Origin of the sequence: Micromonospora sp. AMSO12t, from assembly GCF_008806585.1 — a bacterium.
GTDB lineage: Bacteria > Actinomycetota > Actinomycetes > Mycobacteriales > Micromonosporaceae > Micromonospora > Micromonospora reichwaldensis.
This window is the reverse complement of sequence record NZ_WAAS01000518.1, coordinates 1-1,142: the sequence shown is the minus strand read 5'-3', so window position 1 is coordinate 1,142 and position 1,142 is coordinate 1. Positions and strand designations below refer to the sequence as shown.

2 protein-coding genes are annotated in these 1,142 nt (G+C 75.7%); both read right to left on the bottom strand.

What is annotated here, in order from left to right; genetic code table 11:
* Positions 1–231: hypothetical protein (locus F6X68_RS34565; RefSeq protein ID WP_225852574.1), on the bottom strand; the 231-nt coding region annotated here is incomplete at its 3' end.
* A 107-nt stretch (positions 232–338) separates the two neighbouring features.
* The coding region (locus F6X68_RS33815; protein ID WP_192581652.1) for a hypothetical protein at positions 339–1,142 on the bottom strand (804 nt) is incomplete at its 5' end.

The window sequence follows — 1,142 nt, the reverse complement described above, 5'->3', positions numbered from 1 at the left end:
TGGCCCGTACCCGCCGGCCTGCGACGGCGGTGGCCCGTACCCGCCGGCCTGCGGTCCGTACCCGCCGGCGTGGGGCTGCGGTCCGTACCCGCCAACCTGCGGCGGCGGTCCGTATCCGGCGGGCTGTGCCGGTGGCGGTCCGTACCCGCCGGGCTGTGCCGGCGGGTACGAGCCGTACGGGCCGCCCCCGCCGTCCGGCGGCGGGTAGGAGTTGGCGGGTGGGTAGGACATCGGTCAGCTCCGGGTCTGCGCGAGGGAGATGGTGGTCCGTGCGGCCCCGGCCACGCCCGACGCGCCGCGTCGGTCGTGAACGGCGGCGCGCACCGGGCGGGTGCTGGTCAGTACTTCTGCTCGATCTGACTGCGGAAGGCGACGAACTCCGCCGCCGTGGCTGCCGAGGAGGAGAAGAACATCACGATGAGCCCGACGCTGCCGTGGTCGGCCCACGCGCAGACGCCCAGCGGCACGCCGGCGGACTCGCCGTCGCCGCACTTGGCCAGGCCGCCGAGCGGTCCGGGGGCGACGGTGGTCAACCGTTTGACGGCCAGGTCCTTCGAGATGCCCTTGACCGCGTCGTCGAGCTCCCGTTCCGGGTTGAGCACGAAGGTGCTGGCGGCGATCACCATGACCATGTCCCGCTTGTCGGCGCTGCCGTAGAAGGCGCCGGCGACGCCGGTCTCGCCGCGCACCGAGGACTGCAGCTCGCGGACCATGTCGTCGGCGGCCTTCCGCAGGGTCGGCTCGGTGCTCTTCGGGCGGCCCCCGAGGGTCTCCGGCGTGACGACCCTGATCTGCGGGGCGTCGCTGGGCTCCGGCGACGGGGCGGCTTCGGACGAGGTGTCGGCGCTCGGCGTGGCGCTCGGCGCCGCCGCGGTGGGGGACGCGGTCGGCGTGGGCCTGGGGTCGGCGCCCTGATCGCCCTCGTAGGCGAGGTAGGCGATGCCACCTCCGCCGAGGCAGAGCACCAGCAGCCCGACGATGCCGAGGGACAGCACCAGCTGGTGGGGCCTCGCCGGCCGGCCCGCGCCGGGAGGGGGCGGCGGGTAGCCGGCGTACGGGCTGGCCGGGAACCCGCCCTGCGGCGTCACGGGATAGCCGCCGTACGGCTGGGTGGGGTGCGGCTGGGCCGACGTGGGCCCGGG